This is a genomic window from Bacillus sp. FSL K6-1033, from assembly GCF_038630765.1.
GTDB lineage: Bacteria > Bacillota > Bacilli > Bacillales > Bacillaceae > Bacillus > Bacillus altitudinis.
Genome location: NZ_CP152041.1, coordinates 943344 through 966499 on the forward strand (window position 1 = coordinate 943344; position 23156 = coordinate 966499).

At 39.6% G+C, this 23156-nt stretch carries 25 protein-coding genes; 13 read left to right on the plus strand and 12 right to left on the minus strand.

Features of this window, described 5'->3' with window-relative positions:
• Nucleotides 1-146: 146 nt before the first annotated feature.
• Together MHH31_RS04725 and MHH31_RS04730 are read left to right on the plus strand one after the other, a co-directional pair.
• The gene (locus MHH31_RS04725; RefSeq protein ID WP_058337536.1) at nt 147-1292 is read left to right on the plus strand and encodes a GAF domain-containing sensor histidine kinase; all 1146 of its coding nucleotides are present in this window, start codon (nt 147-149) and stop codon (nt 1290-1292) included.
• Nucleotides 1289-1939: a response regulator transcription factor gene (locus MHH31_RS04730; protein WP_007497084.1), complete on the plus strand. Its 651-nt coding sequence runs from the start codon at nt 1289-1291 to the stop codon at nt 1937-1939. The genes MHH31_RS04725 and MHH31_RS04730 overlap by 4 nt, the downstream gene beginning before the upstream one ends.
• Before the next feature lie 162 nt (nt 1940-2101).
• On the opposite strand, the gene MHH31_RS04735 is transcribed toward MHH31_RS04730, so the two are convergent.
• Nucleotides 2102-2350 (minus strand): YhdB family protein, encoded by a 249-nt coding sequence (locus MHH31_RS04735; RefSeq protein WP_008349000.1) that lies wholly within the window; start codon nt 2348-2350, stop codon nt 2102-2104.
• A gap of 128 nt (nt 2351-2478) precedes the next feature.
• Between MHH31_RS04735 and MHH31_RS04740 the strand changes: the two genes are divergently transcribed.
• Nucleotides 2479-2862, plus strand: coding sequence for a YqzG/YhdC family protein (locus tag MHH31_RS04740; protein WP_058337535.1), 384 nt, complete (start codon nt 2479-2481; stop codon nt 2860-2862).
• A 45-nt stretch (nt 2863-2907) separates the two neighbouring features.
• On the opposite strand, the gene MHH31_RS04745 is transcribed toward MHH31_RS04740, so the two are convergent.
• Together MHH31_RS04745 and MHH31_RS04750 are read right to left on the minus strand one after the other, a co-directional pair.
• On the minus strand, nt 2908-4383 hold the full coding sequence (locus tag MHH31_RS04745; protein ID WP_024719958.1) for a catalase: 1476 nt from the start codon (nt 4381-4383) through the stop codon (nt 2908-2910).
• Nucleotides 4384-4543: 160 nt separating this feature from the next.
• The gene (locus MHH31_RS04750) at nt 4544-4975 is read right to left on the minus strand and encodes an Rrf2 family transcriptional regulator (RefSeq protein ID WP_041507532.1); all 432 of its coding nucleotides are present in this window, start codon (nt 4973-4975) and stop codon (nt 4544-4546) included.
• A gap of 183 nt (nt 4976-5158) precedes the next feature.
• Between MHH31_RS04750 and MHH31_RS04755 the strand changes: the two genes are divergently transcribed.
• Both MHH31_RS04755 and MHH31_RS04760 read left to right on the plus strand, forming a co-directional pair.
• Entirely contained in the window at nt 5159-6358 is a 1200-nt protein-coding gene (locus MHH31_RS04755) for a globin domain-containing protein (RefSeq protein WP_342495341.1), read from the plus strand.
• A gap of 76 nt (nt 6359-6434) precedes the next feature.
• The gene (locus tag MHH31_RS04760) at nt 6435-7850 is read left to right on the plus strand and encodes a SpoVR family protein (RefSeq protein WP_096881186.1); all 1416 of its coding nucleotides are present in this window, start codon (nt 6435-6437) and stop codon (nt 7848-7850) included.
• A 50-nt stretch (nt 7851-7900) separates the two neighbouring features.
• On the opposite strand, the gene MHH31_RS04765 is transcribed toward MHH31_RS04760, so the two are convergent.
• Nucleotides 7901-9265, minus strand: a complete 1365-nt coding sequence (locus MHH31_RS04765; protein ID WP_058337533.1) for an alkaline phosphatase — start codon at nt 9263-9265, stop codon at nt 7901-7903.
• Nucleotides 9266-9619: 354 nt separating this feature from the next.
• Between MHH31_RS04765 and MHH31_RS04770 the strand changes: the two genes are divergently transcribed.
• The gene (locus MHH31_RS04770; protein WP_007497097.1) at nt 9620-10450 is read left to right on the plus strand and encodes a C40 family peptidase; all 831 of its coding nucleotides are present in this window, start codon (nt 9620-9622) and stop codon (nt 10448-10450) included.
• 455 nt (nt 10451-10905) lie between these two features.
• Complete coding sequence (locus MHH31_RS04775; RefSeq protein ID WP_024719963.1) at nt 10906-12306, plus strand: amino acid permease; 1401 nt, start codon at nt 10906-10908, stop codon at nt 12304-12306.
• A 44-nt stretch (nt 12307-12350) separates the two neighbouring features.
• Here MHH31_RS04775 and MHH31_RS04780 read toward each other — a convergent pair whose 3' ends face one another.
• From MHH31_RS04780 to MHH31_RS04790, 3 genes are read right to left on the minus strand one after another with little or no spacing between them, the layout of a single operon-like run.
• Nucleotides 12351-12641: a hypothetical protein gene (locus MHH31_RS04780; RefSeq protein ID WP_008348984.1), complete on the minus strand. Its 291-nt coding sequence runs from the start codon at nt 12639-12641 to the stop codon at nt 12351-12353.
• Entirely contained in the window at nt 12629-13687 is a 1059-nt protein-coding gene (locus MHH31_RS04785; protein ID WP_024719964.1) for an anti-sigma factor, read from the minus strand. The genes MHH31_RS04780 and MHH31_RS04785 overlap by 13 nt, the downstream gene beginning before the upstream one ends.
• Nucleotides 13680-14171, minus strand: a complete 492-nt coding sequence (locus MHH31_RS04790) for a sigma-70 family RNA polymerase sigma factor (protein WP_008348979.1) — start codon at nt 14169-14171, stop codon at nt 13680-13682. The genes MHH31_RS04785 and MHH31_RS04790 overlap by 8 nt, the downstream gene beginning before the upstream one ends.
• A 386-nt stretch (nt 14172-14557) precedes the next feature.
• On the opposite strand from MHH31_RS04790, the gene MHH31_RS04795 reads away from it, so the two are divergent.
• Nucleotides 14558-15160 (plus strand): 1-acyl-sn-glycerol-3-phosphate acyltransferase, encoded by a 603-nt coding sequence (locus MHH31_RS04795; protein WP_017360344.1) that lies wholly within the window; start codon nt 14558-14560, stop codon nt 15158-15160.
• Nucleotides 15161-15200: 40 nt separating this feature from the next.
• On the opposite strand, the gene MHH31_RS04800 is transcribed toward MHH31_RS04795, so the two are convergent.
• Together MHH31_RS04800 and MHH31_RS04805 are read right to left on the minus strand one after the other, a co-directional pair.
• Entirely contained in the window at nt 15201-16532 is a 1332-nt protein-coding gene (locus tag MHH31_RS04800) for a hemolysin family protein (protein ID WP_008348975.1), read from the minus strand.
• Between the two features lie 58 nt (nt 16533-16590).
• Nucleotides 16591-17031: a MerR family transcriptional regulator gene (locus tag MHH31_RS04805; protein ID WP_034620022.1), complete on the minus strand. Its 441-nt coding sequence runs from the start codon at nt 17029-17031 to the stop codon at nt 16591-16593.
• Nucleotides 17032-17366: 335 nt separating this feature from the next.
• Between MHH31_RS04805 and MHH31_RS04810 the strand changes: the two genes are divergently transcribed.
• Complete coding sequence (locus tag MHH31_RS04810) at nt 17367-18749, plus strand: hemolysin family protein (protein ID WP_017360343.1); 1383 nt, start codon at nt 17367-17369, stop codon at nt 18747-18749.
• Between the two features lie 89 nt (nt 18750-18838).
• Complete coding sequence (locus MHH31_RS04815; RefSeq protein WP_024719967.1) at nt 18839-19231, plus strand: hypothetical protein; 393 nt, start codon at nt 18839-18841, stop codon at nt 19229-19231.
• Here MHH31_RS04815 and MHH31_RS04820 read toward each other — a convergent pair.
• From MHH31_RS04820 to MHH31_RS04830, 3 genes are read right to left on the minus strand one after another with little or no spacing between them, the layout of a single operon-like run.
• The gene (locus MHH31_RS04820; protein WP_058337531.1) at nt 19228-19593 is read right to left on the minus strand and encodes a CrcB family protein; all 366 of its coding nucleotides are present in this window, start codon (nt 19591-19593) and stop codon (nt 19228-19230) included. The genes MHH31_RS04815 and MHH31_RS04820 overlap by 4 nt on opposite strands.
• On the minus strand, nt 19594-19995 hold the full coding sequence (gene crcB / locus MHH31_RS04825; RefSeq protein WP_017366925.1) for a fluoride efflux transporter CrcB: 402 nt from the start codon (nt 19993-19995) through the stop codon (nt 19594-19596). It lies immediately after the preceding gene.
• Nucleotides 19995-20711: a glycerophosphodiester phosphodiesterase family protein gene (locus MHH31_RS04830; RefSeq protein WP_058337530.1), complete on the minus strand. Its 717-nt coding sequence runs from the start codon at nt 20709-20711 to the stop codon at nt 19995-19997. Before MHH31_RS04830 ends, crcB begins: the two co-directional genes overlap by 1 nt.
• Nucleotides 20712-21016: 305 nt before the next feature.
• Here MHH31_RS04830 and MHH31_RS04835 point away from each other — a divergent pair, with 305 nt between their 5' ends.
• From MHH31_RS04835 to MHH31_RS04845, 3 genes are all read left to right on the plus strand, one after another.
• Complete coding sequence (locus MHH31_RS04835; RefSeq protein WP_017360338.1) at nt 21017-21118, plus strand: YhdX family protein; 102 nt, start codon at nt 21017-21019, stop codon at nt 21116-21118.
• 164 nt (nt 21119-21282) lie between these two features.
• A complete protein-coding gene (locus MHH31_RS04840) occupies nt 21283-22371 on the plus strand; it encodes a mechanosensitive ion channel family protein (RefSeq protein WP_007497114.1) in 1089 nt (362 codons plus the stop codon).
• Nucleotides 22372-22385: 14 nt separating this feature from the next.
• Nucleotides 22386-23132 (plus strand): NAD-dependent protein deacylase, encoded by a 747-nt coding sequence (locus MHH31_RS04845; RefSeq protein ID WP_017360336.1) that lies wholly within the window; start codon nt 22386-22388, stop codon nt 23130-23132.
• Nucleotides 23133-23156: the final 24 nt, after the last annotated feature.

The window sequence follows — 23156 nt, forward strand, 5'->3', positions numbered from 1 at the left end:
CACAAAGCCATCATGTCATGCATGATGGCTTTTTCTCAGTCAAAAGGATGAGAAAAAATCATCCTTTTTGAGAAAGAGCCGCACAGATGCTCATGGTATAATCAACATATTGATAAGAGAGGCAGTAAAAGCCGGGGGTACACACGATGGGAGATTACCAAGAAAAAGTCAAAACATTAAAAACGTTAAAAGAAATTGCTGAAAAGCTAAATGAAGGGATGGAAATGAAGGAAACGCTTCATGAAGTGCTTCATATGCTTATGGAAGTGACAGGCTTTCAAACAGCATGGATTTATTTTATAGAAGAAGACGGATCGTATGAACTAATGGCAGAAGTGTGCTTACCTGAAGCGCTAGCAAAGGATCGAAAGCAATTGATGTGTCAAAACGATTGCTATTGCATCAACCGCTACACGAAAGGCTCACTGCAATCAGCTACCAATATCATCAATTGTAAACGGATTGAAACGGCGATTGGGCAAAAGCTTGGAGATACAGAAGGAATTACCCATCATGCAACCGTTCCGCTCCAAGCATGTAAGCGTACGTTTGGCTTATTAAATGTGGCGGCAAAAGGGAAGGTTACATTTACACAGGAGGAGCTGAATCTGCTTGAAAGTATTGCACTGCAAATTGGTACGGCTATTCAGCGCATGAAGCTTGTGCAAAATGAGCAGCAGCATGCACTTTTAGAAGAACGAAACCGGCTTGCGCAGGATTTACATGATTCTGTGAATCAAATGCTGTTTTCCGTGAGTTTGACTGCAAAGGCAGCGCGTCAAATGACAAGTGATCAAAAATTAGGTGAAATGATTGATTTTATTCAGCATTTATCACAAGATGCCCTCATTGAAATGCGATCACTCATCTGGCAGTTAAGACCAAAAGGGCTTGAAAAAGGATTTACAACAGCGATTGAAGAGTATGCACAGCTTTTAGGTCTAAATTGTTCATTGTCTTTATCAGGCTGTATGGAAATAGATCATTCAAAGCACGAGACTTTATTTCGCGTATGCCAAGAAGCTCTAAATAATTGCCAAAAGCATGCGGGCGTTGAGAAAGTAGAGGTCAAACTGGAGCAATCAGGAGATACGTTTGGTATGAAAATCATCGATCAGGGAAAGGGATTTCAGTATGATGAACAAATGAGTCTTCCTTCATTTGGGCTGAAAGGGATGGCTGACCGTATCCGAAGAGCAGGAGGTACATTTTGCATCAATTCTGAGCTAGGTAAGGGAACGACGATTGATGTGAAAGTACCATTTTCTCAAGAAAGGAAGGGATTGTCATGAGGGTAGTCATTGCAGATGATCATCACATTGTCAGAAAAGGGCTGGTCTTTTTCTTGCAAACCCAGCCAGATGTGGACATCGTTGGTGAAGCATCCAATGGAGAAGAGGCACTACAGGTAGTGAGGCAGACAAAGCCTGACATTGTCTTGATGGATCTCTCTATGCCTGTAATGAATGGGATTGAGGCTACAAAGCAAATGACGCTGGATATGCCGGATGTCCGCATTGTCATTTTGACAAGCTATGCAGATAAGGACTATGTGATCCCTGCTATCCAAGCGGGAGCAAAGGCTTATCAGCTCAAAGATGTAGCACCTGAAAAGCTTCTCACGACAATGATTGAGGTGCAAAATGGTACGTACCAGCTAGATGGTCATATTACAGCTTTTCTTGTCCAGCATCTAACTGAACCTAAAGAGCAGAAATGGGCATTGATGAACGAACTGACCAATAGAGAACGTGATGTCTTATTTGAAATCGCAAAAGGGAAAAGTAACAAAGAAATCGCCTCATCGCTGTTTATTTCTGAAAAGACTGTGAAAACTCACGTGTCTCATGTGTTATCAAAGTTAGAGCTGGCAGATCGAACTCAGGCCGCTCTATATGCGGTAGATTATCAAAAAAATCAGCCGAAAGAGCTGTTGTAACAGTCATGGTGGACATTCCAAAAGACTTCATGAGTATTTCTCATGAAGTCTTTTCTTCTTTATGAAAGGCGGTTAGTAAAAGGCTGAAAAGAAAACAAAGAGCTAAAATAAAGTTCATTCTAGCCCTATGTCAACAATCTGAAAGAAAATCAGCCTTTTCCTTTATGTGTACATCGGTTCTGCATATGCTTCAGCAACGGCAGCCTCTGAAGCATGGTCGATATACTGTAGGAGTCCATATAAACATTTTTCAACATCTGCATCGTTCCGGTTAAATTGATACGCGTGTAAGAAATGCTCAATACGTTTCGAGAGCAAATCATCTTGCGTACGGACCATAAGAATAAGTAAATTATCCCATTGCGAGCGATGCGTATAATAAAGTGCCTTATCATAATCTGCCACATTCATTAAACCTTCTCCTTTCCCTTGAGAAGTCTTACTTAGTTTGCTCGGATCAGATCGACTTTTTCAGGGGAAAAGTTGGTGTCTGCATAAACAGGGTACCGGGAATTATAGGCTGAATAAATGCTTGATGTATGAAAAAGAACCAACCAGCAAAACCTAAACAAAATAGATATGAAAGTGAGAATATTGATATCATGCACCCGAAATTATGGATGCTTTTTGCAGCAGGAATTGTTTTATTTGGCAGTCTCATGATTCATCCATCTTCACAAGCAGCCGAGCAGCCGGCAGAGAATTGGGAAAGGCTTGCGTATACTGCCTTGCAAGATGAATATGAAGGCGCCGCTTTAAACGATTATCATTACATTGGACGTACACAAGTGAATGAAGATCAAACAAAAGATGTGTTTCGTGTGACCGTGAAGGAAGGCTCCACACGATTTGCAGCACATGCAGAAATTTATTTTCATCCAGTGACGGGTCATTTGATTAGTATTAACGTATTTCGGCTATAAAAAAACACCTCTTTTAAAAAGAGGTGCTCCAGCTGAAAAGAAGATTTATTTCATGCTTCCTTGAAGATATGAGCGAATATCCACACCGAGTGAATCCGCTAAACGCTGTCCATAATCTTCATCTGCACGATAGAAGTTGCAGATCGCAAGTAATTTCGTTTTTTCATTTACGTCTTTCAAGTCAGCTGTCAAGTTTTTGATCAATGCTTGTTTCTCTTCTTCAGAGTAGCTTCGATATTTTTCTCCAGCTTGTTTGAAATCGTTTGGTTTTTCGATTTTTTGTCTCACCATACGGTCACCGTGAAGAACCGGTTCACTTTCTTTGTAGTGAGGGTTTTCTTTTGGCTGATCGTCATAACGGTTTGGTTCATAGTTAATATGACCGCTTGGACGAGTTGTTGTCATAAAGCCATCCTGTTGGTTATTGTGTACAGGCGCATAAGGACAGTTCACTGGGATGCGCATGTAGTTTGCACCTAGGCGGTGACGCTGCGTGTCAGGATAAGAGAACAGACGACCTTGAAGCAGTTTGTCTTCAGATGCTTCAATTCCTGGTACTAGGGCACTTGGCGTGAAAGCAGCTTGCTCTGTTTCAGCAAAGAAATTTTCTGGATTGCGGTTCAGTGTCATGCGGCCCACTTTTTGAAGCGGATAATCTTCCTCGCTCCACGTTTTCGTCGGATCACATGGATCATAATCTAGTTCATCATAATCACTGAGCGGCATAAGCTGAACGTAAAGATCCCATGCTGGATAATTTCCTTTTTCAATACGATCATACAAGTCTCTTGTCGCATGCTGGAAGTCGTTTGCTTGAATTTCTGCAGCTTCTTCCATCGATAAATTGCGAATGCCTTCTGATGGTCTCCAGTGGTATTTCACATATTTTGTTTCTCCGTATTTGTTTACCCATCTAAACGTATGAACACCAGAACCGCGCATTTCAGCGTAGTTCGCAGGAATACCTTCGTCAGAGAAGAGCCATGTGAGCATGTGAGTGGATTCAGGTGTTAACGTCATAAAATCCCAATAACGGTCTGGATCTTGAATGTTTGTTACAGGATCTGGCTTGAGAGAGTGAACCATATCAGGAAATTTGAGTGCATCACGAATAAAGAAGATCGGCAAGTTGTTCCCAACTAGATCATAGTTGCCTTCTTCTGTATAAAATTTGACAGCGAAGCCGCGAGGGTCACGTAATGTTTCAGGCGAACCTTTAGGATGAATAACCGTTGAGAAACGGACAAAAACGTCTGTTTGTTTTCCTTTTTCACTTAAGAAGGCTGCTCTTGTATGTTTCTCCATGCTATTTTCTACTTCAAATACACCATAAGCGCCGGCGCCTCTTGCATGAACGACACGCTCTGGAATACGTTCACGGTCAAAGTGTGCAAGTTTTTCAATCAAATGGTAATCATCAAGAAATGAAGGCCCCCTGTGACCAGCAGTTCTTGAGTTTTGATTATCGCCAACTGGCACGCCTTGATTCGTTGTCAAATTTTTATGATTAGAATTTGTCATTCTTTTTCTCCTCCTGTAAACAAAAAATGGTTTCTAGCAATCTATATACCCTAATTATATTGAATCAAACATGATAGTCAATATTTATTTATAATAATTTTAAATAAATTATTATTACAAGGAGGTAAAGAAAAAGACGAAAGAAATAAATTCTTTCGCCTTAGAGCAGAAGCTCTCTTAGAGCATCTTTGTTTTGTGTTAAATCATTTAATGTGTATTGGTCAAGAACGCGTAAATAAGCAGTGAGTGCTTCATGAAGTACGTGCTTTAATGAACAAATCGGGGAGATAATACAGCTGTTTTTCTTCGGATCAAAGCATTCAACCATGACTAAATCATCCTCTGTATAGCGGACAACCTCACCAATATTAATGCTTTCTGGGCTTTTCCCCAGCCTAATCCCACCATTTCTTCCGCGGATCGTTTCTACATAACCACGTTTTCCTAGATGGTAAATTACCTTTGTCAGGTGATTTTTCGAAATGCCATAAATATCGGCAATCTGCTGAATATTTGACAGTTCATTGTTTTCTCTCGAAGCTAAATAAATGAGTACCCTTAATGAGAAATCTGTATAATTCGTAAGTTTCATTTGGACGACCTCTAAACCTAATAGAGTTTTGTATCATCGTAACACATTTTAGACAAAAACTGTTCGAGAAAGTGCTAAATGTGACAACATTTAAAACATGTATTATAAATATTGCTTTTATATGTTGTCTTCCATTACGATAAAGATGTATTTAAAATACATCTTTTGAAAGAAGGAATAACGATGTTATCCACAGATCAAATGAATGCCATTAAACAATCAGCCCCTCTTCTAAAAGCTGAGGGAACAAAACTTGTGACAGTTTTTTATCAAAATATGATCAGACAGCATCCAGAGCTACTCAATCAGTTTAATAAAACAAATCTCATGAATGGAAGCCAGCCAGAGGCGCTTGCCGCAACACTCTATCAAGCTGCACTGCACATTGATCGCTTGGCAGACTTGCTTCCTGCTGTGAAACAAATTGCCCATAAGCATGTCAGTGTCATGGTGAAAAAAGAGCAGTACCCAATCGTCGGATATCACCTTCTTGAAGCAATGAAAGAGGTATTTGGGTTATCAGAGGAAGATGACACATTGTTGGCTTGGAAGGCTGCATATGACATCATTGCGAATATATTCATCACCATTGAGGCAGAAATGATGGCTGAAAATATGAAACAAACTGGTGGATGGGCAGATGTCAAACCGTTTATTCTGAAGAAAAAGAAACAAGAATCTCCATCACTCATTTCCTTTTATTTAGTACCAGAGGATGAATCTGAGCTACCAATGTATGAAGCTGGTCAATATATTACGGTGCAGGTAGATATGCCGGGTGAAGCCTATGTATGCAGCAGACAATACAGTTTATCAGATCAATATCACCCATCTTACTATCGCATCACCGTGAAACGAGATGGGCATGTCTCCACATTCCTGCATGATGAAATGAGAGAAGGCGATGTTCTTCACGTCAGTATGCCGCAGGGAATGTTTTGCTTGCGAGATGACACAAAAGAACCCGTTTATTTGATTAGTGCCGGTTCTGGTGTCACACCAATGATTGGTTTAGTGAAAACAGCATCGCATAACAATCAGCCATTCACGATGATTCATGCAGACAGACTAGAGGATGTAACCGCTTTTGAACAAGAGTATGAACACGTTCTCACTTCATCTCCAGAGGGGCGTATTATCCTTTGTAACGAACAATTTGAAAAGAGTGTAAAGAGTGAGCTGGTTGAGAAGGTGGCTACGCGGATTGACCGACCTTTCCTTCAATCAGTCATTGGTGAAGGAAAAGGCCAATTTTATGTTTGCGGTTCCCCAGTATTTACTCAAGAGATGATCCTTATTTTAAAAGCGTTGGACATTCCTGAAGAGAATATCCATTTTGAAGCGTTCGGCGGGCAGTCCATGAAAGAGATGGAAGTCGTCTAAACAACTGGCTGAACATCATGTTTTTTTAGGTACGCTCATATAGTAGGGATAAGTCCGATGAGGAGGGATGGTTTCCTTGAGCGTATCTGAAAAGCGTCTTTTACAACGAGCCATTGATGAAATTACAGAAATTGCAGAAGGATTTGGTCTGGATTTTTATCCGATGAGGTATGAAATCTGTCCCGCGGAGGTTATTTATACATTCGGTGCATATGGCATGCCAACACGATTTAGCCACTGGAGCTTTGGAAAGCAATTTCACAAAATGAAGCTTCATTATGATTTAGGATTAAGCAAAATTTATGAGCTGGTGATTAATTCAAATCCTTGCTATGCCTTTCTCCTTGATAACAATTCGCTTGTTCAAAATAAACTAATTGTGGCTCATGTCCTGGCACACTGCGATTTCTTTAAAAACAACTGCCGTTTCCAAAACACAAAACGAGATATGGTGGAAAGTATGTCAGCGGCAGCAGAGCGAATTAAAGAATATGAACATATCCACGGTACAAAAGAAGTCGAGTCCTTTTTAGATGCTGTATTGGCATTGCAGGAGCATATTGATCCGTCGCTTGTTCGTTCAAAATTAAGCTGGAATCTCGACGATGAAGATGAATATGAAGAGGACAAACCAAAACGTCAAACGCCATATGATGATTTGTGGGGAATGGATGAACCGAAAACACGTGAGAAAAAGAAAACGATCAAGCAATTCCCCCCAAAGCCAGAAAAAGATATTTTGCTCTTTATCGAGGCACACTCCCGGGAGCTAGAGCCTTGGCAGCGGGATGTGCTGACGATGCTGAGAGAGGAAATGCTCTATTTTTGGCCACAGCTAGAAACGAAAATCATGAATGAAGGCTGGGCATCGTATTGGCACCAGCGGATTATGCGTGAACTTGATTTAGATTCAAGTGAATCGATTGAATTTGCCAAATTAAATGCAGGTGTCGTGCAGCCATCTAAGACAGGAATCAATCCTTACTATTTAGGGCTGAAGATTTTTGAAGATATTGAAGAGCGCTACGATCATCCATGCGAGGAATTGAAAAAAGCAGGAGTGACGGAAGGGTCGGGTCGCAGCAAAATGTTTGAAGTGCGGGAAATTGAATCAGACATTTCTTTTATTCGAAATTACTTAACGAAAGACCTTGTGATGAGGGAAGATTTGTACTTGTTTCAAAAGCAGGGGAGAGACTATAAAGTCATTGATAAAGAATGGAAGGCAGTCCGTGATCAGCTAGTCAGCATGAGGGTCAATGGCGGCTTTCCGTATTTGACAGTCATCGATGGCGACTATTTAAAAAACAATGAACTCTATATTAAACATTGGTATGAAGGCATTGAGCTCGATCTCAAATACTTAGAAAAGGTGCTTCCATATTTGTATCAGCTATGGGGAAGAAGTGTGCACATCGAGTCAGTTCTTGAAGGAAAAGAAGTGATGTTTTCATACGATGGAAAAGGGGTTCATAGGAAGTATCTCACTTAATAATCAAAAAAGATGTCTACGAATAGACATCTTTTTTTGTGATTAGCACTTTATTGGTTTTTCAGCAGTTTGAAAATGTGTTTCGCTTGATCTGTATTTTCCATGAGCCCTTTTAGCTGTTCGCTTGTTGGCCCATAAGCATAAAATGGTACTTCATCCCCTGTATGACCCGATGTGGTCCAGCCTGTATGAGACCTTGTATTGATGACTTTTTCGATGGCATCATCAATTTGAACAGGATCTTTTGTTTCAGCTGCCTTTTGAATAGAGGCGATTTCCTCTTTTGTGAAATCAAGGTCGATGTATTGTTTGAGCGCAGTCTCGACCTTCATACCCCCTACAATTTTGTTTGCAATGAAATCAGGTGTCTTTTTTGCTGCTTTGACAGGCTGATAATCCCAGCTGCCCGATCCGTCTGCCCCGAAGGAAAGGCCGCCAGTTGAATGATCTGCTGTCGTGATGACTAACGTGTTTTTATCCTTTTTTGCGAAACGAATGGCTTCTTCAAATGCTTTTTCAAAATCTTTCATCTCACTCATCGCACTGACAATATCGTGGTCATGTCCAGCCCAGTCAATTTGACTGCCTTCAACCATGAGGAAAAATCCTTTTTTGTTTTTAGACAGCTGTTTGATGGCTGAGGATGTCATGTCTTGCAATGAAGGGGTCGTTTTATCACGATCAATTGCTTTATCGAGACCACCGTCAGCAAAAATGCCTAACAATTTTTGCTGTTTGTTTTTTTGTAAGTCAGCTTTATTGGTTACGTAACGATAGCCTGCTTTTTGAAATTCTTTCGTCAAATCACGATCTTTGCGGACAAAATCGATCAGTCCTCCGCCAAGCATGACATCGACTGTATGCTGTTTGCCAATTTTCTCATCGAAGAAATCATCAGCAATGGCTGCTGTGTTTTTTCTAGAAACATCGTGGGCGGCATACGCAGCAGGTGTCGCATTGGTTAATTCAGATGTGACGACGAGACCAGTAGACTTTCCTTTGCGTTTTGCTTCTTCTAATACTGTTTTTAGTTTTTTGCCATTTTTGTTTACACCAATGGCGTTGTTGTATGTCTTTTGACCAGTTGCCATGGCTGTCCCAGCTGCTGCTGAATCAGTAATGTTACTTTTAGAATCATCAGGGTATGTTTTATGCATGCCAGTGAGGTAAGGGTCAAACGCTGTTTGCTTGGAAAGATCACCGTTGTGTTTAAATGAGCGGTAAGTTGAAAGGTAAGGTGTTCCCATGCCATCTCCAATGAGCACGATCACATTTTGTACGTCATTTTTTGGTTTCTTTTTAGCCTCAGCTTTGTCAGCCTGTCCAAATTCAATTCCTGAAAAAATACCAATCGATAACACTGATGCGGCTGCGATTGCAGCTATTTTCGTTTTCGAGCTTTTCAACACACTCATTCATTTTGCCTCCTCATTGTTTATGTATCGCTCTCACGTTTACAATGGTAGAACAGAAGTGTGGATTCCAAATGACAGCACCGTAAAGTTCACTTTAAAATTGTAAAGGTCCACTTTACATAGAATGAACCAAAAAGAGAAATGAATGTATGATTTATCTATGACAAGATGCATTTGTTTTGTCATGATTGTGTAATAAAAATGAAATAAAAAGAACCCTAAAAAAAAATATTTTTTGCCGAATTAATAAGCATAATGTCGTAGGAAGTCAAGACTATTTCTTCTGGTATTCGATCCTTATAATAGAAAGTAGATAAAAATTCGGATCACGATAGATACATACAGGAGGAACAAATGAAAAAACAATTGATCACAGCTGCAAGTGCAGTTCTACTTGGGACGACATTATTTGCCGGAGCTGCCTCAGCACAATCAGTAAAGGTTCAAAAAGGTGACTCTCTTTCTGTTCTAGCGAAAAAATACAAAACAACCGTGAGTAAGATTAAATCAGACAATAAACTGAAATCTAACACGATTTATGTTGGACAAACCTTAAAAGTGAATGGTACTTCTTCAAAAAAGGTAACGAAAACATCAAAAACAACAACAAAAGTAAAAGCGTCTTCAACGACAGCCACTCATAAAGTTGTCAAAGGTGATACTTTATCTAAAATCGGCAAAAAATATGGAATGACAGTGAAAGAGCTGAAATCGTTAAATAAACTCAAAACAGATCTGATTAAAATTGGACAAAAGCTGAAAGTGAAAAAGACGTCCAAAGTGAAACCAACACCTGTCAAAGAAAAAACAGTTGCTACTTCTTCTTTAAATACGTCTAAACTCGTAGCAGATGCGAAAGCACAAAACGGTACACCATATAAATGGGGTGGAACGACACCGAAAGGCTTTGATTGCAGCGGTTTTATGTGGTATATCATTAACAAACAAACAAAGATTTCAAGACAAACGACTGAAGGTTTTTGGGGATCAATGAAAAGCGTCTCAACACCTAAAGTTGGAGATTTTGTCTTCTTTACAACCTATAAATCTGGCCCATCTCACATGGGTGTCTACCTTGGGAACAACAAGTTTATCCACGCTGCTTCTGATGGTGTGACGATCAGCGATATGACTTCAAGCTATTGGAAGCCAATTTACCTTGGCGCAAAGACATTTGTAAATTAATAATGGATCTTAAGAGACTGCTTACTAGGCAGTCTCTTTTTTTGTATATCGTTTGCGCAGCTAAAACAGTCCTTTATCATAGCTCTCTATGAGTCTAAAGGCTTTTAAATAAGCAAAAGTGAAGACAAGTTATCAAAAGAATAATTTTATTTTCACTTTATAAAAATTATATCAAAAAAGTATAATTTTGTATGTTGTATAATAAATAGAAGAGGCCAAGCTATGATTTGAATAAAGATTGAAGAAAATCTACCATGAATATTGACAAGTATTTTGTTGATAAATAAGAATTTTCACTCTATTTCGAAAAAAGTGTTTTCATTTTTTAATTTTCATATATAATAATTTTACGCCACCAATTTATTGCGCTAAATTAAATCTAAATATTCAGAAAATAAAGTGAATTACGAAGTGGTGGCGTCTTTAGACGGATACTAAGTTTTGGGAGTGATGGTATGAGCAATTCGTTGTTTAGAAAGAAGAGCATTTCAGAGCTAATTGCGGCAACACAAGGGGAAAAAGCGTTAAGAAAGGAATTAGGTTCATTTGACTTAACGATGCTTGGTATTGGAGCGATTATCGGTACAGGGATATTTGTTCTGACAGGTACAGGCGCCGTCACAGCAGGACCAGGACTTGTTTTATCATTTGTGATTGCAGGTCTTGCATGTTTATTTGCGGCATTGTCATATGCGGAATTCGCTTCCACAGTGCCAGTATCAGGATCTGTTTATACATTTACGTACGCATCTATGGGAGAATTTTTAGCGTTTATCATTGGCTGGGATTTGATATTAGAATATATGCTAGCCGCTAGTGCCGTTTCAGCAGGCTGGTCAGGCTACTTTGTGTCGTTTTTAAATGGGATAGGGATTCATATACCGGTTGAATTAACAGCAGCACCAGGTGGTTTAAAGGGTCAAGTGACATATTTTAATCTTCCTGCATTTATTATTTTAATGATCATCACCTTCTTGCTGTACTTCGGTATTAAAGAATCAAAACGAGTCAACAACATCATGGTCATTATGAAAATTGCGGTGATTCTGCTCTTTATTTTAGTCGCTGTGAAATATGTAAAACCTGAAAACTGGACACCATTCGTTCCTTTTGGAACTTCAGGCGTGTTAAGTGCAGCAGCTCTCGTATTCTTTGCATTTATCGGATTTGATGCAGTTGCTTCTGCGGCAGAGGAAACAAAAAATCCATCCCGCAACTTGCCAAGAGGAATCATCACTTCCTTATTGATTTGTACCATGTTGTATGTGGTAGTCAGTGCCATCATGACAGGCATTGTTCCATTTATGAACTTTGAGGGAGTATCCCATCCAGTGTCTCTTGTTTTACAAGTAGCCGGTCAAAATTGGGTGGCGGGTATTGTAGATGTTGGGGCGATTTTAGGGATGACCACGGTCATGCTTGTCATGCTGTACGGCCAAACACGTGTCATGTTTGCCATGTCTCGTGATGGCTTGGTACCAAAGGTTCTTTCAAAGGTTCATCCAAAACATAAAACACCTTATATCAATACTCTTTTCTTTGGGACATTGTCAGCATTAATGGGTGGATTCATTCCGCTTGATGAGTTGGCAAGTCTAGTGAACATCGGAACACTTTCAGCTTTCATTTTGATTTCAGTTGCTGTCATTGTCATGAGAAAAACACAGCCTGATTTACCGAGAGCATTCAGATGCCCCGCAGTGCCGCTCATTCCAATCTTGGCTATTCTATCTTGCGGACTGCTCATTTATAAGCTTGGCACCATCACATTTGTTCGTTTCTTAATCTGGCTTGCCATTGGGCTTGTTGTCTATTTCTTATATTCAAGAAAGCACTCCGAATTAAACAAAAAATAAGAGTGTACAGAAAAAGCCAGTCAAGTATGACTGGCTTTTTAGTATTAAAAACCTAATTGAAGATCGACATCAATCGAGACGATCGCATAGACACAAACGATGACAAAAATATTCAGAACGACGCCTAGGAAACCTGGTCCAGTGCGGCCTTTTTTAATGAACAGTTCAATCACACCGAATGGAACTGCGGCCATTGCAAAAGGAAGCATTTGAAACGAATAAAATGTCACATTGCTAATAATGGCGAGGTTCAGCATGAGCAGCGATAAAATAGCGGTGCCGACCGAAATCCAGCCAAACACATTATGCTCTTTAAAAATTCTTACCAATTCCATAATTCCACCTCGCTCACTTTGGCCGTTTTAATGCGTTTTGTCTTCACAAATTTCTCTATTTCTTTAGAAGGACCTGTGACAACAGAACCGTAAACCGTGACACCATTTTGATTGATGTAGCGTATTCGGTTAGAGAGGTCAAGTTCAGGTCTGCCAGAGATCGTTTTTGCCCAGGATGGATGCTGGTTGACATAGGCGAGGGCATCTTTGAACTGATCAACCTCTGTTTTTGATGTGTGCTGAAGCTCTTTTAAAAATTCAGAGTCTTTCCCGGGAAAACCGATTGGACGCTGATTTCCACTTAATGAATCTTCTGTTTTTATCGCATTCCAAAGCACTTTCATATCATATTTTTTAGCAAATGAATACACGTCTTTCGGTGTGTATGCTTTGTCATAGGATACATACACTTCACTCACTGTTCCTTCAGGTAGCTTGTCTAGAGTAGTGAGTGTTTGTTTTTTAGATGTATCTGCCTGAGACGAAGGGTGCGTAAAGAAATCCTCCGTATTACGTGCGCTGTCGCCATAATAAGAGATCGTAGGCTGCTTTAATTTATCGAAAAACATTTCGATTTGTTCACTACCGATGGCTTCTGTTTTATTGCCAATTTGTTTTTGCAGCTTAAGTTCTGTGTTCATACCAAACAGTTTGACTTGCCCTTTTAAATCCTTCATATCAATGGCGACATTCGGTTTTGTTAGGGCGACTGTTACAGCGGCCGTTTCCATAAAATGATTGCCTTTACTGTCTGCTCCGCCAACGCCGTAGTATAGATAACTACCTAGTGTACAAAGCGGTAAAATAATCAGTGTAGATATAACAGCAAGCACAGAAATACGTAAATAGGATTTTCTTTTTCCGTATTGTAAAATGGCTTTTTGTTTTTCAGGACTGATGGAGAAGTCTGTCCAATCTGAGTCATTCAGTTCTTGGCTTAAGCGTTTTTCATTTTCTTCGAGCTCTTCTTCAAACGCCATCATTTCTTCCTCGTTCATCTCGCCATTATTATATTGTTCCCATCGCTTATTAAACTCTTCATTCATCATTAACACCTCTGTTATATAGTGCTTTTAGGCGCTGCCTTGCACGAAATAAAACACTTTTAAAATTTGCTTCAGTAATATTCATGACCTTGGATGCTTCTTTGTAATTCAGTTCTTTTAAATAATACAATGTCAACGCTTCCTTGTAGTTATCTGGAAGCTGCTCCAAATACATGTTGAGGACTTCTTTTATTTCAATCTGTTCAGCAGGACTTTGTACAGACGTTTGTAAAAGGCCGCCAATGAGATCATCCGATATGGTCACTTCTTTTTTATGTTTCCTGACATAATCAATAAAAGCATTTCGTGCCACCTGAAATAACCAAGGTTTCACTTTGCTATGGTCGTAGGAATGAATATGTATATAAGCACGCATAAAGGTTTCCTGCAATAAGTCCTCTGCCAAATGTTTGTCTTTTGTCATGGAGAGCAGAAACCTGTAAACATCGTTCATATACATTTGATAAATTTCATCGATCGTCACTGATTTTTCTCCCCTCTATGTTATACACGCATAAGAAAGGCATAAAGTTGCACGAAACTTCTCATAGGCCGTACATTACTCATCTCTTTCGCCGAATCAAAATCATTTCTCCTTATCATAGCGAAATTTGCATCATTTATAAAGTATTTTCAATAGAACAAATCAGGAAAAAAACTCAAAAAACGACAATTTTGGACACATTTCTTCCTCTATTCTCTCCTAAAAACACATACTTGAATACAGAAGGAGCGGTCATCTTAAGTGAAAAGATGATTTTAGTGAACCGTCTCTATTTTATCAGCAGGAGAAAATTTTTAGTACCAGGTAATAAAAAATTTGTTATAATAGAAACAAATCCTTCATTCTTCAAACAAAGGAAGTGCACTATGTATAAATTTTCAGGCTATACCGTCAAAGCATTTTTTGCTCTCCGAGGCGGAATCAAAGTATATCAAAAAGAAAATCTGCCAACAGACCGGGGGTTTGTCATTGCTTGTACGCATGAGGGTTTTGTGGATGTTCTTGCATTAGGCGCAGGAATTCTTCCGTTTGAGATCCACTACATGGCGAAAAAAGAATTGTTTGCAAATAAATGGATCGGCGGATTTTTAAAGAAGATTCATGCTTTTCCAGTTGATCGAGAGAATCCTGGGCCAAGCAGTATTAAAACGCCCATTAAATTATTAAAAGAGGGGAAAATCGTTGGGATTTTTCCAAGCGGAACACGTACAACAGAAGATGTTCCTTTAAAAAGAGGGGCCGTTACGATTGCGCAGCTCGGCAAATCACCAATCGTACCAGCAGCGTACAAAGGACCTTCTAATGCAAAAAGCCTTTTTAAGAAGGGGAAAATGCGCTTAATTATTGGTGAACCGATTGAGCTGTCTGAATTTGATCATCTGCCGCCAAAAGAAAGATTAGGTGCGATGACAGAAGTATTAAACACAAGAATCAAAGAACTTGAAGCTAAGTTAATCGAAAAGGGATAAAGAAAACGACCACTTGCTAAGGCAAGGGTCGTTTTTTTTCTTAAGAAGCGCCTTCTTCAGCTGCTTCTAATAGTTGTTCGTTTAGTTTTTTGACTTCGATGTATGCCACATGGTGTCCATCGACTTCATTAATGATAAATTCATAGCCTTGTTCACGAATCGCGTCATTTTTCTCGACTTCATATTTTTGTGTAAGGAACCAGCCGCCGATTGTGTCGACTTCTTCGTTATCAAGCTGAATACCTAGTAGCAGGTTAACTTGATCTACAAGGACCTTTCCATCAAAGATATAGTGGTCTTCTCCCAGTTTACGCACTTCGTTGATTTCATCAATATCGAATTCATCACGAATCTCACCGACGATTTCTTCAAGGATGTCTTCAACTGTTACAAGTCCTGCTGTACCGCCATATTCATCTGATAAAATGGCCATGTGTACACGCTCACGCTGCATTTTAAGCAGTAGATCATGAACAGGAACTGTTTCAATTACATGAATAATCGGGTTTACAAAATGTTCGATCGTATCACTTGTGGAACATTCACCACTAATACATGCAGTGAGTACTTCTTTAATATTCACAACACCGATAATGTTGTCTTTATCGCCATCTTCAATTGGATAACGTGTATATTTCTCGACCTTGGTCACTTTCAGCATTTCCTCAATCGTAATATCATGCGGGAAGCTGACAACTTCGGTACGAGGAATCATAATTTCTTTCGCCAGACGGTCATCAAATTCAAAAATTTTATTCACATATTTGAATTCAGACTGGTTAATCTCGCCGCTCTTATAGCTCTCAGATAAAATAATCCGCAATTCTTCTTCAGAGTGCGCCATGTCATGCTCAGATACTTGTTGAAGACCAAATGCTTTCGTTAATAAACGAGCAGATCCATTTAACACCCAAATGAACGGAAACATCACTTTATAAAATATCATAAGCGGTCTAGCAAATAGAAGGGACACTTGCTCAGCCTTTTGAATGGCGAGTGTTTTTGGTGCAAGCTCTCCAACCACGACGTGTAAAAACGTCATAATACTAAACGCAATAATAAAAGTGACAATAGAACTAGCTGATTGAGGAATGGACAGCTCTACAAATAGTGGAGCAAGCATGTGCGCAATTGTTTCTTCCCCTAACCAACCAATACCAAGGGCGGTAATGGTAATACCGAGCTGACAGGCCGACAGATACTCATCAAGGTGAGTCGTGACGTGCTTGACAGCAACTGCTGTTTTATTACCTTCTGCAATTAATTGATCAATTCTTGAGCTTCTTAAGCGAATGATCGCAAACTCCGATGCAACGAAAAACGCGGTTAAAGCTATAAGTAAAGCAACTATGAGTAAATTCACTATGTCCAATTAAGGCCTTCGTTCTGACTTTGAGAACGAAGGTAACACCTCCTGTTTAGTAAAAATTTTAACTTAACAGCAGTAAAAATGATTGGACAGCCGTCATCTTCTCAGGTGTAAGCTGTTCTTTTAATTTTTCACGTTGTTCTGGCTGAAGCTGCTTACAACGTACCAAAATGCGGTCCATATGCTCATTCATCCGATCGATATCAGAGGTTAAATGGACAAGTTCATCAGGATCTTCCTTTTGAGAAGGGAATTGTTCATCTAATCTGGATTTGATGTCAGAAAGAGCCAATCTCTGCTGTTTGCAAAGAACGATTAATTGTAATCGTTTTAAAGCATGTTCATCGTAATAACGATAATTAGAGCAAGATCTAACAGGCGCAAGCAACCCTAGATTCGTATAATAATCTACAGTTCGTTTCGTCACCTGTGCAATCTGTGCTAGTTCACCAATACGATACTTTTTCTCAGCCCCATCTGAACATCTCCTCCTAACCGTCACGTTATAGTTTATGAAAATAGTTTAATATAATTCGAGTCTGAAATACAAGATAATTGTTCAGATTTCCTGCCAATATGAAGAAACAAAGGGCATTTCCATCAATTTAGGTTGTCATCTTTAAAATACTGTAGCGATACAGGAATTTTCAGATTATTTATGGTAAGATAAAATGAATACCGTTTCATATATATGTAGAGAGACGGATTTTACGTGAACCGGAGGTGGTTAAGTGGGGCCCTCAAAGTAGTCTTATTTAATCAGTTAACCGTTTTGCAAAAGATAACATCATCAATCAGGAGGTGACTCCTTGTTCTTCTAAGAAAGAGCAAGGTTAAATGGACGATATTGTTAATCTGAGTATAGTCGGAGTTTTGATTGCTTTAACAGCTTTCTTTGTTGCATCTGAATTTGCCATTGTAAAGGTGAGAAGTTCAAGAATTAATCAGCTTGTTGCCGAAGGGTCCAAAAAGGCTATCATGGCGAAAAAGGTGACATCAAGGCTAGATGAATATTTGTCAGCCTGCCAGCTCGGTATTACAGTGACATCCCTTGGTTTAGGGTGGATCGGTAAACCGGCAGTAAAAGAACTTTTAGTTCGAGGTTTTGGTTTGACAAACATTCCTGATTCAGCAATCAGCCTGATCTCAGCAACACTTGCGTTCTCTATTATTACCTTTTTGCATGTAGTTGTTGGCGAGCTTGCACCAAAAACACTTGCCATACAAAAGGCAGAAAAAATGACGCTTTGGCTGTCAGGACCGCTGCATGCATTTTATATCCTTATGTACCCTTTCATTTATGTCTTGAACGGGTCAGCCCGTGTACTAACGAAAATGATGGGTATCGATATGGGGTCTGAAAAAGAACATTCCCATTCCGAAGAGGAATTAAAGATTTTATTATCTGAAAGCTTAAAAAATGGGGAAATCAACTCATCAGAGTATAATTATATGAACAAGATATTCGATTTTGATAATCGAATCGCAAGAGAAATTATGATACCGCGAAGAGAAATTTGTGCGATTCCAGAAGATATGCCGTTAGACGAAATATTGGCGATCATGACAAAGGAAAAGTACACACGCTTCCCAGTGTTTTCAGGGGATAAAGACCATGTCATTGGCATGCTCAACAAAAAGCAGCTCTTTGCAGATATTGTGTACCAAGGAGAAAAAGATCAACTGAAGCTTCAAGATTATATTTATCCAGTGATTGAAGTGATTGACACGATTCCAATTCAAGAGCTTCTCGTCAAGATGCAGCGCGATCGAATGCATATGGCGATTTTAACGGATGAATATGGCGGGACATCTGGACTTGTCACAACGGAGGATATTTTAGAAGAGATTGTTGGAGACATTCGAGATGAATTCGATGAAGATGAGCAGCCGGTCATTCAAAAGAGAGCGGAGCATCATTATATATTAGATGGAAAAGTGAGATTAGAGGAAGTTCAAGATTTGATCGAAATGTCATATCATGATGAAGAAATTGATACGATAGGCGGGCTAATCTTAAATGAGAACATTGATATCCGAGAAGGACAATCCATTTATCTTGATGATATTCGGATGAAGGTCTTGGAGATGGATGGACGCTATGTGAAAAAGATCGACCTGAAAAAAGGCGTCACATCATCAGAAAAAGAAAATACACGAACAGGGCTTGATATAAAAGAGCCACTGTTAGTAAATGAAATGACCTTGAGCGAAAAATAAGCTCAAGGTTTTTTTAGGTATTTAGCCTCTTTTTCGAGAATGTATGTTCGTATATAATAAGAACAAACGTTCGTAAAAGGGGGATGGACATGCTCTGGTATGAAACAGCAAGTATCGCGGAGAAAAAAACCTCAATGAAACGTATTGAGTTTCATTTAAAAAATTTCAAGAACTATCAAGCAGCCATTTTAAATATTGAAAGACAGCTTGAAAAGCGAAGTTCTCTCCAACATCATCATATGGCACGTCAAAAATTAGAAGAGCAGAAAAGTCAGTATGAACTGATTGTTGCTTGTATTGAAACGGCTTTAAAAGAATTGGATGAAATAGAGCAGCAGCTCATTGATTATAAGTATTTTCGAGATTGGCGCATGGCAAAATGTGCAATCGAAATCGGCTATAGTGAGAAGACACTGTTTTTAATGAAGCGCCAGCTGATGGATCAACTGCTCATCAGCCTAGCTGCCATCACAGATATTTAAAACAGAAGTTGTCCTATTTGATAAAACGCCGCAAAAAGGCATAAAGAGCCGATAATTGTTACAAGTAAATAGGCAGCAAGCTTTCCTATTTGACGCTGCATCAGCATCGTCGCAGATTCTACACTAAACGTAGAGAATGTGGTAAAGCCGCCAAAAAAACCGGTTCCTATGATCACTAGCAGTGGATGATTAGACGTTACAGCGCCTGTGAGAAAACCTAAACCGGCTGCACCTAATAAATTAATGAAAATAATACTGTACGGGAAAAGGGCATGGGACGGAGTTTTCTGGATTGTTTGGCTGATGAAGAAACGACATGCACTGCCGATCCCTCCAGCTACAGCTGTATAAAAAAGAATCATTTATCTGCTTCCTTTCTGCTGCTTATTTTGATGAAAGAGCCGTTCAGCAAGGATCAGGCCAGCTAAAGCAGCGGCTACTCCAGCAATGACTGAGAGCAGGATGTACATCATACTTAAATTGAACTGCCCTGCCTGTAACAGAAGAACTGTCTCTTTAGAAAAGGTGGACATGGTCGTAAACCCGCCGCAAAACCCTGTTCCAATCAAAGCAGCAAGATCTTTTTTCCCTTTCTGAAATAGAAAGTATCCTGTCGCAAAACCAAGAAGCAGGCTGCCGGAAATGTTTTCAATCATCGTTGCATAGGGGAATGTCTGGCTGATGACAGTTTGGCTTAGTTCATATCTGCAAAGTGTACCAATCAATCCACCGATAAAAACGGCGAAATAAGTTTTCATCTGCATCATTTCTCCTTTTGAAAAAATAGCGGGTTATCCGTTACCACACCATCAATTGGGTGTTTTTTGATTCGATCCGCTGTTTTTTGATCTTTTACAGTCCATATAAACACATCCATCCCGAATGTGTGGATGCGGTCTATCCACCATCTATTGATCATCGTTTTCTTCATATTAAGACAATTTGCAAACGAGCTGTATGTCGTTAACTTTCGTTTCGTTAGTTTAAATGCATCAGGCTTTATAATCAAAGCTGTGCGAAGAGAAGGGGCGAATGCTTTGATTCTTTGCAGTGCATGAACATCAAAAGATTGAATCATGATATGACGAGAATAGGCAAACCGATTGATGATGTCGACAACTGCCTTTTCGATTCCTATCTGCCGTTTTGGGTGTTTGATCTCGATCAATATCCCAATCCGCTGACTGTATCTTTCAAGAATTTCTTGTAATGTTGGAATTCGTTCATTCGTATACTGTTGGTCAAACCAGCTTCCTGCGTCCAGTTTTTTCAACTGATCAAGTGTATAACTTTTGACTAAGCCGTTTCCGTTCGTCGTTCGATCAACGGTATCATCATGGATGACGACGACGTGCTGATCCATTGTCATTTGTACATCTAATTCAATATAATCTGCTCCTTGCTCGACAGCTACATCAAACGCAGCGATTGTATTTTCTGGGGCGGCGCTTGATGACCCTCTATGTGCGATAATATACACTTGCTCCAGCTCCCTGACATAAGTTCTGGTCTTATCATATCAAATGCTTTGGTGGTTTTCCTTCTTTACTATATGGAGAAGAAGAGCGCCGTATTATCATGGAACCTCATGTACCGAAAAAGCTTGATGTATCATTTTGAAAAGTTACAGGAATAGAGCAAGCTTTGATTGAGTAAACCTGAATTACATCAATTTTTCTTCGATCAATTTTGTCCAAATCGTCAGCGTTCGTCAAAATATTAGTGCTTTCGTCATGTTGACTGAAAATTCTGATGTTTTATAATGATGAAAAGGAGGCGAGATGATTGGGTAAAGGGAGAATTAGAGTGGAAGAACGTATTAAGGCCGAAACGGATGCTGAAATGTTTAAAGCGACTCTCCTTGATCAGGCTCAGAAGAAAAAGTAGTTTGCTGCCCGTCGATATGTCTCAAGCCAAAATTTCATAATTGAACATCATGCCTCGGGATAGGTCCCGAGGCTTTTTATATAGAGGTCAGACATTTAAGAGAGGACATAAACGAAGGTTATATTATAAACTAGAGAGGATTGTTTTAAAGGAGAGAGACAGAGATGTTTACACAAAAATGGATGGATACATATTTTACAGTCGATATTGCGATCCAAATAGGCATTAGCCTTTGTATTTTATTGCTTTTTTTATTACTTCGAAAAGTATTTACGAAATACTTGTTTCACCTGCTCTTTAAGCTGACAAACCGGTCTAAAACCGAAGTCATTAATCAAATTGTCGTGGCGTTTGAAAAACCTGCGAGGCTGTTTTTTGTGGCACTAGGTTTATATTTTGCGTTAAGACAAGCCCCATACTTTGAGCACCATATGGATGTCATTGTCAAATTGTATAGATCCTCTATTATTTTGATGCTGACGTGGGGACTTTGTAATCTAACCGCAGCTTCTTCCTTCTTATTTCAAAAAGTGAATTCAAAATTTGAATTAGAGATGGATGATATTTTAGCGCCATTTTTATCAAAGGTTCTTCGTTTTATTATTATTGCACTGAGTATTAGCGTCATTGCACAAGAGTTTAATTATGATGTGAACGGACTTGTGGCAGGGCTTGGTCTAGGTGGTCTTGCTTTTGCGCTCGCTGCGCAGGATACAGTGGCGAACTTTTTTGGAGGAATTGTGATTATTACAGAGAAGCCTTTTACAATGGGCGATTTTGTAGAGACTCCAAGTGTACTTGGAACTGTAGAGGACATTACCTTCCGAAGCACAAAATTTAGAACACCTGCTGAAGCGGTGGTGACCGTGCCAAATTCGACCCTTTCAAAGGAGCCGATCACAAATTGGACGAGAATGAATAAACGTCAAATTACGTTCTCCGTTCGCGTATCTTACAATACACCGAAAGAAAACATTGATAAGTGCATCAAACGTCTGAAGCAAATGCTTTATGAGCATGATGGGGTTCATAAGGAAACGATTATGGTGAATCTCGATGTGCTGGCAGACAGCTATTTAAATTTATTCTTCAACTTTTATACAAACACAACCGCTTGGTCTGAAAACCTGGATATTAAGCAGGATATTAACTATCGCATTATTGATATTTTCCATGAAGAAGGGGTAGAATTTGCTTTCCCTGGACAGACCATTTATATGAAACAAAAAGGTGAGAAACAGCTCGGTGAATAAAGGAGGAATGGTGGTTGGATCAAACAAAAGTGGCAGCGCTAAGAGAGAGATTATCAAAGGCCTCACATATTACGGTCCTTTCAGGTGCTGGGATGAGCACAGAATCGGGAATTCCCGATTTTAGATCAACAGGTGGACTATGGACAGAAGATACCTCTCGCATGGAGGCAATGAGCCGGTCTTACTTTTTATCACATCCTCATCAATTTTGGCCGAAATTCAAAGAATTGTTTCAAATGAAGATGAGTGGAGAGTACGAGCCAAACGCTGGACATGCTTTTTTAGCCAATTTAGAAAAGCAAGGAAAACGCGTGGATATTTTCACGCAAAATATCGATGGTCTGCATAAAAAAGCGGGAAGCCAGCATGTGTATGAACTGCATGGTTCCATTCAAACAGCTACATGTCCATCATGCGGGTCAACATACGAACTGCCTTATTTATTACAAGAAGAGGTGCCGGTTTGTGAGCGGATTTCATCAGACGGCCGCACATGTGGACGAGTACTTAAAACAGATGTTGTCCTTTTTGGAGACATGGTGAAGCACTTTGATCAAGTGGAGAAATCGCTCCAGCAAACGGACATGCTGCTCGTCATGGGAACTTCCTTAGAAGTGGCACCAGCACGATATATTCCAGAAGATGCTGCTCATCATCCTTCCATCTTTAAGGTCATGATGAATTTAAGTGAAACGGAATTCGATCCGCTGTTTGATCTTGTCTTTCACGAACGAATTGGCGAGCTTGTGAATGCTTTATAAATCATAAAAAACCCGCATCCAACA

Bases quoted from the DNA above. Each gene is read 5' to 3' on its own strand.
- MHH31_RS04725 (WP_058337536.1), top strand. From the start codon at position 147: ATGGGAGATTACCAAGAAAAAGTCAAAACATTAAAAACGTTAAAAGAA.
- MHH31_RS04730 (WP_007497084.1), top strand. From the start codon at position 1,289: ATGAGGGTAGTCATTGCAGATGATCATCACATTGTCAGAAAAGGGCTG.
- MHH31_RS04735 (WP_008349000.1), bottom strand. From the start codon at position 2,350: ATGAATGTGGCAGATTATGATAAGGCACTTTATTATACGCATCGCTCG.
- MHH31_RS04740 (WP_058337535.1), top strand. From the start codon at position 2,479: ATGAAAAAGAACCAACCAGCAAAACCTAAACAAAATAGATATGAAAGT.
- MHH31_RS04745 (WP_024719958.1), bottom strand. From the start codon at position 4,383: ATGACAAATTCTAATCATAAAAATTTGACAACGAATCAAGGCGTGCCA.
- MHH31_RS04750 (WP_041507532.1), bottom strand. From the start codon at position 4,975: ATGAAACTTACGAATTATACAGATTTCTCATTAAGGGTACTCATTTAT.
- MHH31_RS04755 (WP_342495341.1), top strand. From the start codon at position 5,159: ATGTTATCCACAGATCAAATGAATGCCATTAAACAATCAGCCCCTCTT.
- MHH31_RS04765 (WP_058337533.1), bottom strand. From the start codon at position 9,265: ATGAGTGTGTTGAAAAGCTCGAAAACGAAAATAGCTGCAATCGCAGCC.
- MHH31_RS04770 (WP_007497097.1), top strand. From the start codon at position 9,620: ATGAAAAAACAATTGATCACAGCTGCAAGTGCAGTTCTACTTGGGACG.
- MHH31_RS04775 (WP_024719963.1), top strand. From the start codon at position 10,906: ATGAGCAATTCGTTGTTTAGAAAGAAGAGCATTTCAGAGCTAATTGCG.
- MHH31_RS04780 (WP_008348984.1), bottom strand. From the start codon at position 12,641: ATGGAATTGGTAAGAATTTTTAAAGAGCATAATGTGTTTGGCTGGATT.
- MHH31_RS04785 (WP_024719964.1), bottom strand. From the start codon at position 13,687: ATGAATGAAGAGTTTAATAAGCGATGGGAACAATATAATAATGGCGAG.
- MHH31_RS04795 (WP_017360344.1), top strand. From the start codon at position 14,558: ATGTATAAATTTTCAGGCTATACCGTCAAAGCATTTTTTGCTCTCCGA.
- MHH31_RS04810 (WP_017360343.1), top strand. From the start codon at position 17,367: ATGGACGATATTGTTAATCTGAGTATAGTCGGAGTTTTGATTGCTTTA.
- MHH31_RS04815 (WP_024719967.1), top strand. From the start codon at position 18,839: ATGCTCTGGTATGAAACAGCAAGTATCGCGGAGAAAAAAACCTCAATG.
- MHH31_RS04820 (WP_058337531.1), bottom strand. From the start codon at position 19,593: ATGATTCTTTTTTATACAGCTGTAGCTGGAGGGATCGGCAGTGCATGT.
- crcB (WP_017366925.1), bottom strand. From the start codon at position 19,995: ATGCAGATGAAAACTTATTTCGCCGTTTTTATCGGTGGATTGATTGGT.
- MHH31_RS04840 (WP_007497114.1), top strand. From the start codon at position 21,283: ATGTTTACACAAAAATGGATGGATACATATTTTACAGTCGATATTGCG.